16 protein-coding genes are annotated in these 13555 nt (G+C 33.5%); 10 read left to right on the top strand and 6 right to left on the bottom strand.

All coding sequences use genetic code 11. From position 1 onward, the window contains the following. On the bottom strand, positions 1-360 hold the full coding sequence (locus Q0783_RS16170) for a BlaI/MecI/CopY family transcriptional regulator (protein ID WP_298896851.1): 360 nt from the start codon (positions 358-360) through the stop codon (positions 1-3). 168 nt (positions 361-528) lie between these two features. Here Q0783_RS16170 and Q0783_RS16165 point away from each other — a divergent pair, with 168 nt between their 5' ends. Beyond that, positions 529-1476 (top strand): calcium/sodium antiporter, encoded by a 948-nt coding sequence (locus tag Q0783_RS16165; protein ID WP_298896848.1) that lies wholly within the window; start codon positions 529-531, stop codon positions 1474-1476. A gap of 55 nt (positions 1477-1531) precedes the next feature. On the opposite strand, the gene Q0783_RS16160 is transcribed toward Q0783_RS16165, so the two are convergent. Next, positions 1532-2545: a glutamine synthetase beta-grasp domain-containing protein gene (locus Q0783_RS16160; protein WP_298760422.1), complete on the bottom strand. Its 1014-nt coding sequence runs from the start codon at positions 2543-2545 to the stop codon at positions 1532-1534. Between the two features lie 190 nt (positions 2546-2735). Between Q0783_RS16160 and Q0783_RS16155 the strand changes: the two genes are divergently transcribed. The 4 genes from Q0783_RS16155 to Q0783_RS16140 all read left to right on the top strand — a co-directional run bounded on the left by Q0783_RS16155 (position 2736) and on the right by Q0783_RS16140 (position 7396). Next, positions 2736-4922, top strand: coding sequence for a glutamine synthetase III (locus Q0783_RS16155; protein ID WP_298896845.1), 2187 nt, complete (start codon positions 2736-2738; stop codon positions 4920-4922). Between the two features lie 211 nt (positions 4923-5133). Beyond that, positions 5134-5274: a hypothetical protein gene (locus Q0783_RS16150; RefSeq protein WP_298896843.1), complete on the top strand. Its 141-nt coding sequence runs from the start codon at positions 5134-5136 to the stop codon at positions 5272-5274. A 226-nt stretch (positions 5275-5500) separates the two neighbouring features. Next, positions 5501-6181 carry a Curli production assembly/transport component CsgG gene (locus Q0783_RS16145; RefSeq protein ID WP_298896842.1) on the top strand — a complete coding sequence of 227 codons (681 nt, stop codon included), beginning with the start codon at positions 5501-5503 and terminating at the stop codon, positions 6179-6181. Positions 6182-6217: 36 nt separating this feature from the next. Beyond that, positions 6218-7396 (top strand): AIR synthase related protein, encoded by a 1179-nt coding sequence (locus tag Q0783_RS16140; RefSeq protein WP_298896840.1) that lies wholly within the window; start codon positions 6218-6220, stop codon positions 7394-7396. On the opposite strand, the gene Q0783_RS16135 is transcribed toward Q0783_RS16140, so the two are convergent. Continuing rightward, positions 7393-7683, bottom strand: coding sequence for a hypothetical protein (locus tag Q0783_RS16135; RefSeq protein ID WP_230936743.1), 291 nt, complete (start codon positions 7681-7683; stop codon positions 7393-7395). The two genes, Q0783_RS16140 and Q0783_RS16135, sit on opposite strands and share 4 nt — an antisense overlap. Positions 7684-7793: 110 nt before the next feature. Between Q0783_RS16135 and prfA the strand changes: the two genes are divergently transcribed. Genes prfA through Q0783_RS16120 form a run of 3 tightly spaced genes read left to right on the top strand, consistent with a single transcriptional unit; the run spans position 7794 to position 10533 of the window. Next, positions 7794-8870 carry a peptide chain release factor 1 gene (prfA, locus tag Q0783_RS16130; RefSeq protein ID WP_298896838.1) on the top strand — a complete coding sequence of 359 codons (1077 nt, stop codon included), beginning with the start codon at positions 7794-7796 and terminating at the stop codon, positions 8868-8870. A gap of 33 nt (positions 8871-8903) precedes the next feature. Next, positions 8904-9716 carry an orotidine-5'-phosphate decarboxylase gene (gene pyrF, locus Q0783_RS16125; RefSeq protein ID WP_298896836.1) on the top strand — a complete coding sequence of 271 codons (813 nt, stop codon included), beginning with the start codon at positions 8904-8906 and terminating at the stop codon, positions 9714-9716. Between the two features lie 31 nt (positions 9717-9747). After that, on the top strand, positions 9748-10533 hold the full coding sequence (locus tag Q0783_RS16120; RefSeq protein WP_298896834.1) for an ABC transporter substrate-binding protein: 786 nt from the start codon (positions 9748-9750) through the stop codon (positions 10531-10533). Here the strand turns inward: Q0783_RS16120 and Q0783_RS16115 are convergent. Both Q0783_RS16115 and Q0783_RS16110 read right to left on the bottom strand, forming a co-directional pair. Next, positions 10508-10735, bottom strand: coding sequence for a Lacal_2735 family protein (locus Q0783_RS16115; RefSeq protein WP_298896832.1), 228 nt, complete (start codon positions 10733-10735; stop codon positions 10508-10510). The genes Q0783_RS16120 and Q0783_RS16115 overlap by 26 nt on opposite strands. 76 nt (positions 10736-10811) lie before the next feature. After that, positions 10812-11012: a Lacal_2735 family protein gene (locus tag Q0783_RS16110; RefSeq protein WP_230936748.1), complete on the bottom strand. Its 201-nt coding sequence runs from the start codon at positions 11010-11012 to the stop codon at positions 10812-10814. A 245-nt stretch (positions 11013-11257) separates the two neighbouring features. Between Q0783_RS16110 and Q0783_RS16105 the strand changes: the two genes are divergently transcribed. Beyond that, positions 11258-11764, top strand: a complete 507-nt coding sequence (locus Q0783_RS16105; RefSeq protein ID WP_230936749.1) for a hypothetical protein — start codon at positions 11258-11260, stop codon at positions 11762-11764. 8 nt (positions 11765-11772) lie between these two features. Here Q0783_RS16105 and Q0783_RS16100 read toward each other — a convergent pair whose 3' ends face one another. Then, positions 11773-12480: a DUF4197 domain-containing protein gene (locus Q0783_RS16100; protein WP_298760406.1), complete on the bottom strand. Its 708-nt coding sequence runs from the start codon at positions 12478-12480 to the stop codon at positions 11773-11775. Between the two features lie 155 nt (positions 12481-12635). On the opposite strand from Q0783_RS16100, the gene Q0783_RS16095 reads away from it, so the two are divergent. Continuing rightward, complete coding sequence (locus Q0783_RS16095) at positions 12636-13475, top strand: MBL fold metallo-hydrolase (protein ID WP_298896829.1); 840 nt, start codon at positions 12636-12638, stop codon at positions 13473-13475. Positions 13476-13555: the final 80 nt, after the last annotated feature.

The raw sequence follows: 13555 nt of genomic DNA, 5'->3' as shown, positions 1-13555 counted from the left end.
TTATTTCTTTTTTTCTATTAAAGCGATAATCTCTTTAAGTTCATCAACACTTATTTTTTCTTCCTTAGCAAAAAATGACACAACGTTCTTATACGAATTGTTAAAGTAATTCTCAATAGCTGTATTCATAAACCGTTCTTTATAGGCTTCTTTACTTACAATAGGGAAGTATTGATGTGTTTTACCATAAGCATTATAACTTACATAGCCTTTTTCTTCCAAGTTTCTAATAATGGTAGATAAGGTATTGTAATGTGGTTTATCTTCGTTTATCTCTGCAAGTACATCTTTAACAAAGCCTTTTTCAAGCTTCCATAAGATGTGCATAATCTCTTCTTCTTTGTTTGTAAGTTTTTGCACGATTACTGATTTTTTGATTGCTCTACAAACCTATAACTATTTTTATAGTTATACAACTATTTATTTAGTTATTTAACTAAAATTTAAGTTTTATTTACATTGAATTAGCATGAATTAAAGTAATTGACACTCTATAAATTATGCTATCTTCGCAAAAATTTAAATTGAATGAGCTTAGTCTGGATAATTCTAGGATTGATGTTATTGGTAATAGGAGGTGAGTTTTTAGTGCGCTCATCTGTCGCATTGTCATTTAAATTGAGTATTTCAAAAATGGTTATTGGAATGACAGTGGTGAGTTTTGCAACATCAGCTCCAGAGTTATTGGTGAGTTTAAATGCGGCATTAAATGAGTCTCCAGCAATCGCTATAAATAATGTTATTGGTTCTAATATTGCTAACATTGGTCTCGTTCTAGGAATTACAGCTCTTGTGAGTTCTATAGCTGTAGACAAGTCATTTTATAAGCTTAACTGGCCAGTTATGATGATGTTTTCAATAGCATTATATTATTTTTTGAGTAATGACAATCAGTTATCTCCAATTGAAGGTGGTACACTATTTATAGCATTAATTATTTTTTTAATTGTACTTATACGATCTGCAAAAAAAGATACCTCTACCGAAGCTATTGATGAGAACTTAGCTATAGTTTCAAACTTTAAAATTGCGATGTGGTTGCTTATTGGAGCAGCTGCTCTCTATTTTGGATCTGAATGGTTGGTAGATGGAGCAAAAGATCTAGCGAGAGCTTTAGAAGTTAGTGAAGCCGTAATTGCGGCAACTGTTATAGCAATTGGTACGAGTGTTCCAGAGTTAGCGGCATCTGTTATTGCTGCTGTAAAAAAAGAAAAAGCGTTGTCCTTAGGAAATTTAATCGGTTCAAACATCTTTAATATTGGTTCTGTGCTTGGCTTAACTTCTATTGTGAAAACAATTCCAGTGACAGATGTCTCTATTTTAGAGCATGATATTTTTTGGATGCTCGCTTTCGCTGCAGTATTGATTTTATTAATTTTTATTCCGAAGCGATTTCAAATATCAAGATATAAAGGTTTGCTATTGGTGGCGGCATATGGTACATTTATCTTTTTGGCTTTTAAATCTCAAGCATAAAAAAAACGCCTTCTCAATAAAAGAAGACGCTTTTATGAACAAAATAGTTATTAATCTAGCTGATATTAGCAGATTTTACAGTTTTAATAATACGACCAGCAATTTTATAAGGATCACCGTTTGATGCAGGACGACGATCTTCTAACCAACCTTTCCAGCCTTTTTCAACAGTAATAATAGGAATACGTATAGAAGCTCCTCGATCTGAAATTCCATATGAAAAATCAGATACATGGGCAGTTTCATGTAAGCCTGTTAAACGCTCATCATTAAAGGCACCATAAACATCCATGTGCTCATCTGTAACTGGTCTGAAAGCTTCACAGATTTTTCTGTAAGTGTCCTCACTACCACAAGTTCTTAAAGTTGTATTGGAGAAATTAGCATGCATTCCTGAACCATTCCAATCACCTTTAATTGGTTTTGGATGATATTCAATGTAGTAACCATACTTTTCAGTTAAACGATCCAATAAATAGCGGGCTACCCAAATTTCATCACCAGCTTTCTTTGCGCCTTTAGCAAATAATTGAAATTCCCATTGGCCTGGAGCTACCTCTTGGTTAATACCTTCGAAGTTCAATCCAGCAGCAATACATAGGTCTGCATGTTCTTCAACAAAATCTCTTCCCCAAGTATAACGACCACCAACTGAGCAGTAGTACTTTCCTTGTGGTCCTGGGAATCCACCTCTTGGAAAACCTAAAGGTAGATCAGTTTTAGTATCCATTAAGAAGTATTCTTGCTCAAAACCAAACCAGAAATCATTGTCATTGTCATCAATTGTGGCTCTAGCATTTGAAGGATGAGGTGTACCATCAGAGTTTAATACTTCAGACATTACCAAATAACCATTCTTTCGTGTTGGATCAGGGTAAATAGCAACAGGTTTTAAAAGACAATCAGAAGATCCGCCTTCTGCTTGTTCGGTTGATGATCCATCAAAAGACCATACAGAACAGTCTTCTAGTTTTCCGCTAAAGTCATCTTCTACTTTAGTCTTACTTCTCATGTTTTGTGTTGGTTCATGTCCGTCTAACCAAATGTATTCTAATTTCGATTTGCTCATGCTGTTTTAATTTTTTAAAAATTGAAAGCACAAATATTATAATTTTTATGTTTTGGTCAAAAAAAAGAGGGGTATTTTAGATAAAATGTTATTAACAATTGTTTATACCCTATTTTTTTAGGGGTTAATCGTGTATTTTTTTAAATATTGATTATTTTTGCCCTGTTAAATTTGATAAACAATATATTTTATGTCTACTCTAAGATTTCATGCGTTAAAAGAAGTATTTAACCATCGACCTATTCATATTGAAGAAAACACAAGACGTTCTGAAATCTTTGGAGCTAATGTTTTTAATGAGTCAACAATGCGACAGTACTTGACTAAAGAAGCATTTGAAAGTGTAATGGATGCTATTAGCGATGGCTCTAAAATAGATAGAACTGTAGCCGATCACATTTCAACAGGTATGAAAGAGTGGGCTATCTCAAAAGGCGCTACACATTACACACATTGGTTTCAACCATTGACAGGAGCAACTGCAGAAAAACATGATGCTTTTTTCGAAACAATTGGTAACGGGCTTTCAATAGAAAAGTTTGGAGGAGGTCAACTCGTTCAGCAAGAACCAGATGCGTCAAGTTTTCCAAATGGAGGTATAAGAAATACTTTTGAAGCTCGAGGTTATACAGCTTGGGATCCGACGTCTCCAGCATTTATTTATGGAACTACATTATGTATACCAACTGTTTTTGTAGCGTATACAGGAGAAGCTTTAGATTATAAAACGCCTTTGTTGCGTGCACTTCAAGCTGTAGATTCAGCAGCAGTAGCCGTTTGTAAATATTTTGATAAAAACGTAAAGAAGGTAAATGCATCACTTGGTTGGGAACAAGAATACTTTTTAATAGATAGTGGTTTGGCAATGTCCAGACCAGATATTGTATTAACTGGTCGTACACTTTTAGGACATTCTCCTGCTAAAGGACAACAGTTGGATGATCATTATTTTGGTACTATACCTAATAGAGCCATGGCTTACATGCGTGATTTGGAGACCGAATGTATGTTGTTAGGAATTCCTGTAAAGACCAGGCATAATGAGGTTGCACCTAACCAGTTCGAATTGGCGCCAATCTATGATGAAGCTAATTTGGCTGTCGATCACAATTCATTATTAATGGATGTGATGGATAAAGTTGCGGAGCGTCACAATTTTAAAGTGTTATTCCATGAGAAACCTTTTGCAGGTGTTAATGGTTCTGGGAAGCATAATAATTGGAGTTTGGGAACAAACACAGGTGTTAACTTATTGAGCCCAGGAAAAACACCAATGAGTAATTTACAATTCCTTACATTTTTTGTAAATACGATTAAAGCCGTACATGATAATGAAGAATTATTGAGAGCAGCTATTGCCTCGGCAAGTAATGATCATCGCTTAGGTGCTAATGAAGCGCCACCTGCTATTATTTCGGTGTTTATTGGAGCGCAATTAACAAAAGTGCTTGATGAGTTGGAAAATGTAACTAATGGAAAGTTGTCGCCTCAAGAAAAAACAGACCTTAAATTAAATGTGGTTGGTAAAATTCCGGATGTATTACTAGATAATACAGACCGAAATAGAACATCACCTTTTGCATTTACAGGAAACAAATTTGAGTTTAGAGCTGTAGGATCTACTGCAAATTGTGCAAACCCTATGACCATTTTAAACACCATTGTGGCGAAGCAATTAATTGATTTTAAGGATGAGGTGGAGCAATTGATTTCTAAAAGTAACATGAAGAAGGATGATGCTATTTTTAATGTATTAAGAGAATACATAAAGATGTCAAAACCTATTCTTTTTGAAGGAAATGGCTATGGCGAAGCTTGGGAGAAAGAGGCTAAAAAGCGCGGGTTAAGTAATAACAAAACAACACCAGAAGCATTGAAAGCTAAAGTATCTCAAAAAGCAATTCGTCTTTTTGATGATTTAGGCGTTATGAATAAGATTGAGAGTGAAGCGAGATATGAGATTGAAATGGAAGAGTATGTGTTGCGAATTCAGATTGAAGGACGTGTGCTAGGTGATATTGCACGAAATCATGTTGTACCAACCGCAGTTCGTTATCAAAACATTTTAATAGATAATGTCAAAGGACTTAAAGAAATATATGGTAGCTCTTTCAAGACATTGGCTAAGGAACAACTTAATCTCATCGAAGAGATCTCAAGTCATATTGAAGGCATTAATTCTAATGTTACTAAAATGACGGAAGAGCGAAAAAAAGCTAATGCTATTGAGAATTTAGAAAAAAAGGCAGACGCCTATTGTTTTAATGTTAAGCCTCTTTTTGACGATATTAGATACCACTGTGATAAATTAGAATTATTAGTAGACGACGAACTTTGGCCTTTAACTAAGTACAGAGAGTTATTATTTACTAAATAAACTACACATCTAAAAGCCTCATTTATTGAGGCTTCTATGTTTCTGTAAGGGTTAATAAGTGTCATAATCTACGTAGTTTTACGTAGATGTTCTTTCTAATTAATGTATTTCAACGCATAATTTTATCAAATAGTCGAAAATATGGTTAAAGCAAGCACAACACTGACATAATTAGTTAAGTTTGTAATGCTATTAATCAATTTTTTGTAAAATGAAAAAGTTACTACTAAGCGTAGCAGCTCTCATGTTTGCTACCTTGTTGTTTTCTCAAGACGATTCTAAGGACGTAAAAGATGGCCTTACTCAGGACAACGTTGTTAAAACCGAAACGAGATTTCAAGCAGAATCGTAAATGATTTCTGATGCTTACAAAAATTAGTTGGCATTGCTTTCATTGCCAGTTAAAAAGACAAATGAATTTTTTTAAATCCATTTGTCTTTTTTTTATGCCTTGTAGTTAATTTTTGAAAAAATGTAACTCATTGATAATTAATTTTTTATATTGCCAGCCGCATTGCCAAATCTTTTGAACCTAAAATGACTTTGTTATTGGTTTCGTTTAACCAAAACAAAATTTGATGATAGCACAACAAATTCGTTTCAATTTGCTAGCAATGGCAATCTGTCTAATTGGTTTTCAAGGCTTTACTCAAGAGCAAATCGAAACACCAAAAGTACCTAAGACTAAGTTTTATGACCTAAGAGGAACTAATGCCTTTGATGTGGCTTTAGGAACTTCAGTTATCAATGGGGATTTTATAGATCCAATGTTTGAGATCTATAGTCATTTTGGCTACAAAAGACATTTGACCCCACACTTAGCAATAGATTTTGGATATCATAAGTTCAATTTAGCATATATAGACCTTTTTAATGAAGGTTTTATGTCTTTTGATCTAAATATGGAACTATTGTTAATACCACATGAGCGATTCTCTCCTTTTATTTTTGGAGGAGCTGGATACAATGCTTCAAATCATTTCAAACAAACAGCTCCAAAAGTACAAGGAGGTATCGGTTTAGAATGTATTGTATCAAATCAATTTGCACTCAAATTATATACTGATTATAATTATGTTTCGAGTGATACACTCGATGGTCTAGAAGCTGGAGCATCAGATGATACGTACTTTAGAATAGCTTTTGGTCTCAACTTCTATTTTGGTGGCGACCAAAAGAAAGCAAAAATCCTTAAAGATTATTCTACCGAAATTGAAGCTAATTCAATAACTGATGATAAAAATAGACCTAAATTGTAATTAACAATTCTTATTTTTGTGGCTCAAAATAAACCCATGAGCCAAGATATCAGCAAACGTTATGCGCAAAGAGGAGTGTCTGCTTCCAAAGAAGATGTGCACAATGCTATAAAAAACATAGATAAAGGTATATTTCCTAAAGCATTTTGTAAAATCGTTCCAGACTATTTAACTAATGATGATGATTACTGCTTGATTATGCATGCTGATGGTGCTGGTACAAAGAGTTCATTAGCCTATATGTATTGGAAAGAGACAGGAGATCTTTCGGTTTGGAAAGGTATAGCCCAAGATGCCCTTATCATGAATATTGACGATTTGCTATGTGTTGGGGCAACAGATAATATTATGTTGTCTTCTACCATTGGCCGTAATAAAAACTTGATTCCTGGAGCTGTTATTTCTGCTATAATTAATGGTACAGAAGAACTTATTGAAGATCTAAAATCATTTGGAGTTACGATTCACTCTACAGGAGGTGAAACTGCCGATGTTGGAGATTTAGTACGAACTATAATTGTTGATTCAACTGTTACTGCTCGTATGAAGCGTAGTGCTGTAATTGACAATGCCAATATTAAAGCAGGAGATGTGATTGTTGGGCTCGAGAGTTTTGGTCAGGCAACTTATGAGAAAGAGTATAATGGTGGGATGGGAAGTAATGGATTAACATCTGCACGTCACGACGTGTTTAATAAGTACTTAGCAGAAAAATATCCAGAGAGTTTTGATGCATCTGTACCCGAAGATCTTGTCTACTCTGGGCAAACAAAACTAACTGATAATGTTGAAAATTCTCCAATAGATGCAGGTAAATTAGTGCTGTCACCTACACGTACCTATGCGCCAATTATAAAAGCAATTCTATCTCAGTTCTCTTCGGAAACCCTACATGGTATGGTACATTGTTCAGGTGGTGCTCAAACTAAAATTCTACATTTTATAGATAATTTGCATATTGTAAAAGATAATATGTTTGATATTCCGCCGCTATTTAAATTGATTCAGGAGCAATCAAAAACAGATTGGAAAGAGATGTATCAGGTATTTAATTGTGGACATCGAATGGAATTATATGTCTCTCCAGATATTGCAGATGCAATCATCGAGATTTCAAAATCATTTAATGTCAATGCCCAAATTATTGGGCGTGTTGAGGCTTCCGAAGAAAAAAAGCTTACGATTAAAAGTAAATATGGTGTTTTCGAGTACTAGATAAAACCTTTAATTAAAAGTAGAAAGGACGTCGTTAACAAACCATCAAACAAGAATATAACGGTAAAAAATTTCATATTAGAAACACCTCTAATTCTATAAAAACGCAAACGTTGTCTCACCTTTCTGTCGCTAATTAAAAACCAAAGTACAAAGACTAAAAAGAGTTTTGTTGATAACGCCAAAATAAGCTCAGGGTTGATAATTGTTATTCCCAGAGTGACAATAAATGACCATAAAGCCATTGATTTGTAGTAGTTTAGTATGGATTTCACTTGCTTTCGCATGTAGATATAACGTTAAAACTTATCAGATTATTTTTCATTATAGTAACAAGTTTTTCACTATGGTGAATCCATAAATTATCGTATTTTTGAATCACAATTTTAGAAGATAAATGTTAGAGAAATTACAAATAGTCAAGCAGCGTTTTGATGAGGTGAGTGATTTAATCATTCAACCAGATATAATAACAGATCAAAAGCGTTATGTACAGCTTAACAAAGAATATAAAGATTTGCGCATACTTATGGATAAGCGTGAATTGTATATAGAACTGACGAATAATTTAAATGAAGCTGAAGAAATAATTGCTGATGGCAGCGACGCTGAAATGGTAGAAATGGCCAAAATGCAATATGATGAAGCTAAGGAAGGTATCCCAAAACTTGAAGAAGATATTCGTTTCTTACTAATTCCTAAAGATCCTGATGATGCTAAAAATGTAGTTGTCGAAGTAAGAGCAGGAACTGGAGGAGATGAAGCTAGTATTTTTGCAGGAGATTTATACAGGATGTATACTAAATATTGTGAAGGTAAGGGGTGGAATGTAAGCGTTGTGGACTTAAATGAAGGAACAGCAGGAGGCTTTAAAGAAATTATTTTTGAAGTTTCTGGAGATGATGTTTATGGTACTATGAAGTTTGAAGCTGGTGTTCATCGAGTGCAGCGTGTGCCACAAACGGAAACTCAAGGACGTGTGCATACAAGTGCCGCTACTGTAATGGTGTTACCTGAAGCTGAAGAGTTTGATGTCGAACTCGATATGACAGAAGTAAGGATTGAACGAACAACATCGACGGGTCCAGGAGGGCAATCGGTAAATACAACCTATTCAGCTATAAAACTTCATCATGAACCTACCGGAATGATTGTAAGTTGTCAAGATCAGAAATCATCACACAAAAATTTAGAAAAAGCTCTAAAAGTATTACGTTCACGACTATACGAAATGGAACTAGCTAAAAAACAAGCAGCAGATTCTGAAAAACGTAAGAGTATGGTGAGTTCTGGAGACAGAAGCGCTAAGATTAGAACTTATAATTATCCGCAAGGACGTGTTACAGATCATAGAATTGGATTAACATTATATGATTTGCAGAATATTATAAATGGTGATATTCAAAAATTGATAGACGAATTAATGCTAGCCGAAAACACTGAGAAGTTAAAAGCTAGTGATGAACATATATAAATGTAGAGCCTCTTTTTTGGAGGCTTTTTTAATATGACAACACAACAACTTACAGCACAAATTAAAAAAAAGAACTCCTTTCTTTGTATTGGATTGGATGTCGATTTAGATAAAATTCCTAAGCATTTATTAAGTGAAGAAGACCCAATTTTTGCATTTAATAAAGCAATCATAGATGCGACACATCACTTGTGCGTAGCATATAAACCCAACACAGCATTTTATGAAGCTTATGGGTTAAAAGGTTGGAAAGCACTAGAGAAAACAATTCTATATCTCAATGAAAAACACCCTGAATTGTTCACTGTTGCCGATGCGAAACGCGGTGATATTGGTAATACCAGTACAATGTATGCCAAAGCCTTTTTTGATGACCTAGCATTTGATAGTGTGACCGTAGCACCTTATATGGGAAAGGATTCTGTAGAACCATTTTTAGTATTTGATAATAAACATACCATTCTTTTGGCATTAACATCTAATCAAGGCGCTTTTGATTTTCAAACAAAAACTGTTGATGGTCAGGAATTGTATAAACAAGTTCTTGAAACCTCTAAAACTTGGAAAAACGCTCAAAACCTCATGTATGTAGTTGGCGCCACTAAAGCAGAATATTTAAGAGATATAAGACAAATTATTCCAGATAGCTTTTTGTTGGTTCCAGGAGTTGGTGCTCAGGGTGGTAATTTACAAGATGTTTGTAAATATGGGATGAACGATTCAGTAGGTTTGTTGATTAATTCATCACGCGGAATTATCTATGCCTCACAAGGTGATGATTTTGCTCAAGCTGCTGCTCAAAAAGCTGAAGACTTGCAACAACAAATGAAAGCGATTTTGTCGTAAGTTATCTTACGAAGCACATCAGGTATTAAATATGACTTATAAAGACCAACTAAACAGATTATTGGATTTTGATGATACACCAAAGCGAATCATCTCGTTGGTGCCATCTCAAACAGAACTGTTGGTCGATCTTGGTTTAGAATCATTAATTGTGGGCATAACAAAATTTTGCGTACATCCTCAAAACTTGAGGCAAAAGAAAACAATTGTTGGTGGCACAAAACAAGTCAATTTGGATAAAATTAAAGATCTAAATCCAGATGTTATTCTTTGTAATAAAGAAGAAAATACTAAGGAGATGATTTTAGAATTAGAACATATCGCACCTGTTCATATTAGCGATATTTTTAATTTAGAAGATGCTCTAGAGCTCATCAATATGTATGGTGATTTGTTTTCTACAGAAGAAAAAGCAATCGAAATAATTCAAAATATTAAGGCTGCTAGATATGATTTTTCAGAATATATTACAGATGAATCTAAGCTTAAGGTTGCCTATTTTATCTGGAAAAGCCCATGGATGGTAGCGGCTAAAAACACATTTATAGATACCATGCTCAAATTAAATAATTTTCAAAATTATTTTGAGCATTTAGAGCGTTATCCTGAGGTTGAACTTAATGAGATGAATAAAAACATTGATGTTATAATGTTATCAAGCGAACCTTATCCTTTTAAGGAAGATCACGTCAAACAACTCGAATTTGAATTTCCAAAGGCAAAAATTGTATTAGTTGATGGTGAATATTTTTCTTGGTATGGATCTAGGCTAAAACATGCTTTTGCATATTTTAAAACGCTGCATCAAGACCTTTAGCTTCGATTTTTTTTAAACTGAGAATACGCTGTTTTAGCTTTTGAGCTTCATATAATAAAATGTCACTTAAGCTCATATCTGTTTGTTCAACATTGTATGCCTCTTCTATAACACGTGTGTACTTATCCTCTAGCTCTTTAATGCTAAAAACTTTACGTATTGAGGGACGTCTTTTTCCAACTTTGCAAAAATGTGAATTCATAATAACTTGCTTTTATACCTTATATACGGTTAAAAAACTAAGTTTAGTTGAAAGAGGTACGTAAAAAAACGTGAAATTAATTCTGCTGAGCCAACATGAGATCTCTATTTAAATATTTAAGCTTGTTGATCTTATGAAGTAGCTTGATTGCTTTATATTCTGAAATATCACTTAAAGCAGAATCCGTTTGCCTAAAATTATAAGCTTGCTCAATAAGCGTTTTATAGCGAGCTAATAATAGGTTGTGATTGTCGATGATTCGTTTTGTGTATTTCATCACAGAAATTATTTGTAATTAAATTTAGATAAAATATTGTAATTCAGCACTATAATTTTTGAAAATGTTGATAAAAAAATCGACCTAAAGGAATAGACCGATTTTTTTTACTAACTTTTTCGAAGTAAAAATGAAAAAGACTTACTAACTATGACAAATATGAGATGTATTTTCCTTTTTAATGTTATGTTAATATTAGCTTTATATTAATTATGAATAAATACATCTATAGTAAATATTAGAAAATGAAGCATACGTTACTTTTAATTACACTTGTTTTTTCTTCCTTGAGTTTTGCGCAGAATACTAACTGTAATTGCTGTACTGAAAATCATAAAGCCTTTGATTTTTGGGTAGGTGAGTGGACGGTTACAAATCCAGATGGAACTGCTGCTGGTGAGAATTCTATCCAAAAGATTCAGGACGGCTGTATTTTATTAGAAAAATGGACTAGCGCTAAAGGCGGTTACACAGGCACAAGTCAAAATTTCTATAACCTAAAAACCAAACAATGGGAACAACTTTGGATTGATAATCGCGGTGCTCATTTAAAGCTTAAAGGCAACAGAAAAGGAAACCAAATGATTATGCGAACCGATGATGAAACCAATACAGATGGAAAATCATTTTATCATCGTATTACATGGACATCAAATGCCGATGGATCTGTTAGACAATTGTGGGAAACGATAACTGAAGGCAAAGACACTACAATTGCTTTCGATGGACTTTACAAAAAGAAAAGTAACTAGTAAAACGTTTAGTCTTGAAGCGCAAATACTTTCTTTAATAAGTCTGTAGTTCTTGACGATACTTTATTTCGTATTTCTTTTTCTTCAACAGCAATCATGGTATAAACACCTTTTAACGCTTCACCAGTAACATAATCTGTAAGGTCAGGATTTACATTGTTTGTAAAAGGAATCGCATTGTATTTATTGATGAGGTTTTCCCAAATCTGATCTGCACCAACTTTAGAAAATGAATTTTGTATCACAGGTTTAAACTTATTGTAAAGTGCTGTTTGCGTTTTTGAAGTCAAATATTGAGTAGCTGCGTCATCGTTACCTAGCAAAATACTTTTTGCGTCGTTGAAAGTAATGTCTTTAACAGCATTAATAAATATAGGAGTTGCCTCACTAACAGCATCTTCAGCAGCTCTATTTAATACTTTTAAGCCTTCATCAGCTAAATTCCCTAAACCAATATCACGTAATCCTTTGTCGACTTTTTGTAATTCTTCAGGGAGTAAGATCTTTACTAACTCATTCTTGAAAAAACCATCTTTTTGAGTAAGCTTATTTACTTGTTTGTCTATTCCTAGGTCAAGAGCTTGGCGAAGTCCTGATGCAATATCGGCATTGCTTAAAACACCTCCACCTTGAGGAAGATTATTAACAACATCTTGTAATTCTGCACAGGCAGTCAAGTTGAAAACTAAAACAAAAGCTAAAAATTTACGAATCATGATTTTGGGATTTTATATATTTAACAAATATAGATATTTTACTAATGAAGGTCATTCAATTTTTGTGCCTAATACTGATAGTTCTTTTTTTTAATTGTAATGAGACAAAAAAAGATGAAGTTAGTATAAAAAGTTTTAAGCAATATATAACAGTTTTGGGTATTGCTCAAGATGCAGGTTTTCCACAGATTAATTGTGAGAAGTCATGTTGTTTGTCCTTTTATAAAGGTGAAGAATCCAAAAAATTAGTATCGTGTTTAGGTTTGGTAGATATAGAGTCTAATCAAAAATGGTTATTTGATGCTACTCCAGATATGTCTGAGCAAATTCAAAATTTGAAATCTAAACATTTAGATAACAATAAAGTTATTGATGGTGTTTTTTTAACACACGCTCATATTGGTCACTATACAGGGTTGATGTATTTAGGATTTGAAGCTTTAGGGGGAGATTATATTCCAGTGTATGTGATGCCAAGAATGAAACACTACCTTGAAACAAATGGACCTTGGAGTCAGTTGGTGAGTTTTAGAAATATTCAATTAGAAGAACTCCAAAGAGACTCTATCATGAGGATTAGCACTGCATTAAAGGTTACGCCTATACAAGTGCCTCATAGAGATGAGTTTTCAGAAACCGTTGGATATAAGATAGAAGGACAAAATAAATCAGCATTATTTATTCCTGATATTGATAAATGGCATATTTGGGAAAAAGATATTGTGCAGGAGGTGAAACAAGTAGATTACGCCTTTCTTGATGCTTCATTCTTTAGAGATGGAGAATTAAAGCGAGATATGAGTAAAATACCACATCCTTTTACTACTGAAACCACTACGTTATTTGAAAATGAATCAATGGCAACAAAAAATAAAATCTATTTCATACATTTTAATCATACCAATCCAACCATAAGGGATGCACATCCGCTAAAAGATAGTATTCAAAATTTAGGTTTTAATTTTGCCAAAGAAGGTCATGTATTTGATTTGTAATTGAGAAAATCAGAATTAATTACTTTAAAATACTATTTTAGCACAATAGTTGTTAATATAAAGGGAGTTATAAAAACAAA

It is taken from the genome of uncultured Psychroserpens sp., from assembly GCF_947500255.1.
GTDB lineage: Bacteria > Bacteroidota > Bacteroidia > Flavobacteriales > Flavobacteriaceae > Psychroserpens.
Note: the sequence above shows the minus strand (reverse complement) of the source record. Positions and strands in the feature narration are given on the sequence as shown.

Excerpts from the sequence above, each read along its gene's own strand:
- Q0783_RS16165 (WP_298896848.1), top strand. The coding sequence starts at position 529 with ATGAGCTTAGTCTGGATAATTCTAGGATTGATGTTATTGGTAATAGGA.
- Q0783_RS16160 (WP_298760422.1), bottom strand. The coding sequence starts at position 2,545 with ATGAGCAAATCGAAATTAGAATACATTTGGTTAGACGGACATGAACCA.
- Q0783_RS16155 (WP_298896845.1), top strand. The coding sequence starts at position 2,736 with ATGTCTACTCTAAGATTTCATGCGTTAAAAGAAGTATTTAACCATCGA.
- Q0783_RS16150 (WP_298896843.1), top strand. The coding sequence starts at position 5,134 with ATGAAAAAGTTACTACTAAGCGTAGCAGCTCTCATGTTTGCTACCTTG.
- Q0783_RS16145 (WP_298896842.1), top strand. The coding sequence starts at position 5,501 with ATGATAGCACAACAAATTCGTTTCAATTTGCTAGCAATGGCAATCTGT.
- Q0783_RS16140 (WP_298896840.1), top strand. The coding sequence starts at position 6,218 with ATGAGCCAAGATATCAGCAAACGTTATGCGCAAAGAGGAGTGTCTGCT.
- Q0783_RS16135 (WP_230936743.1), bottom strand. The coding sequence starts at position 7,683 with ATGCGAAAGCAAGTGAAATCCATACTAAACTACTACAAATCAATGGCT.
- prfA (WP_298896838.1), top strand. The coding sequence starts at position 7,794 with ATGTTAGAGAAATTACAAATAGTCAAGCAGCGTTTTGATGAGGTGAGT.
- pyrF (WP_298896836.1), top strand. The coding sequence starts at position 8,904 with ATGACAACACAACAACTTACAGCACAAATTAAAAAAAAGAACTCCTTT.
- Q0783_RS16120 (WP_298896834.1), top strand. The coding sequence starts at position 9,748 with ATGACTTATAAAGACCAACTAAACAGATTATTGGATTTTGATGATACA.
- Q0783_RS16115 (WP_298896832.1), bottom strand. The coding sequence starts at position 10,735 with ATGAATTCACATTTTTGCAAAGTTGGAAAAAGACGTCCCTCAATACGT.
- Q0783_RS16110 (WP_230936748.1), bottom strand. The coding sequence starts at position 11,012 with ATGAAATACACAAAACGAATCATCGACAATCACAACCTATTATTAGCT.
- Q0783_RS16105 (WP_230936749.1), top strand. The coding sequence starts at position 11,258 with ATGAAGCATACGTTACTTTTAATTACACTTGTTTTTTCTTCCTTGAGT.
- Q0783_RS16100 (WP_298760406.1), bottom strand. The coding sequence starts at position 12,480 with ATGATTCGTAAATTTTTAGCTTTTGTTTTAGTTTTCAACTTGACTGCC.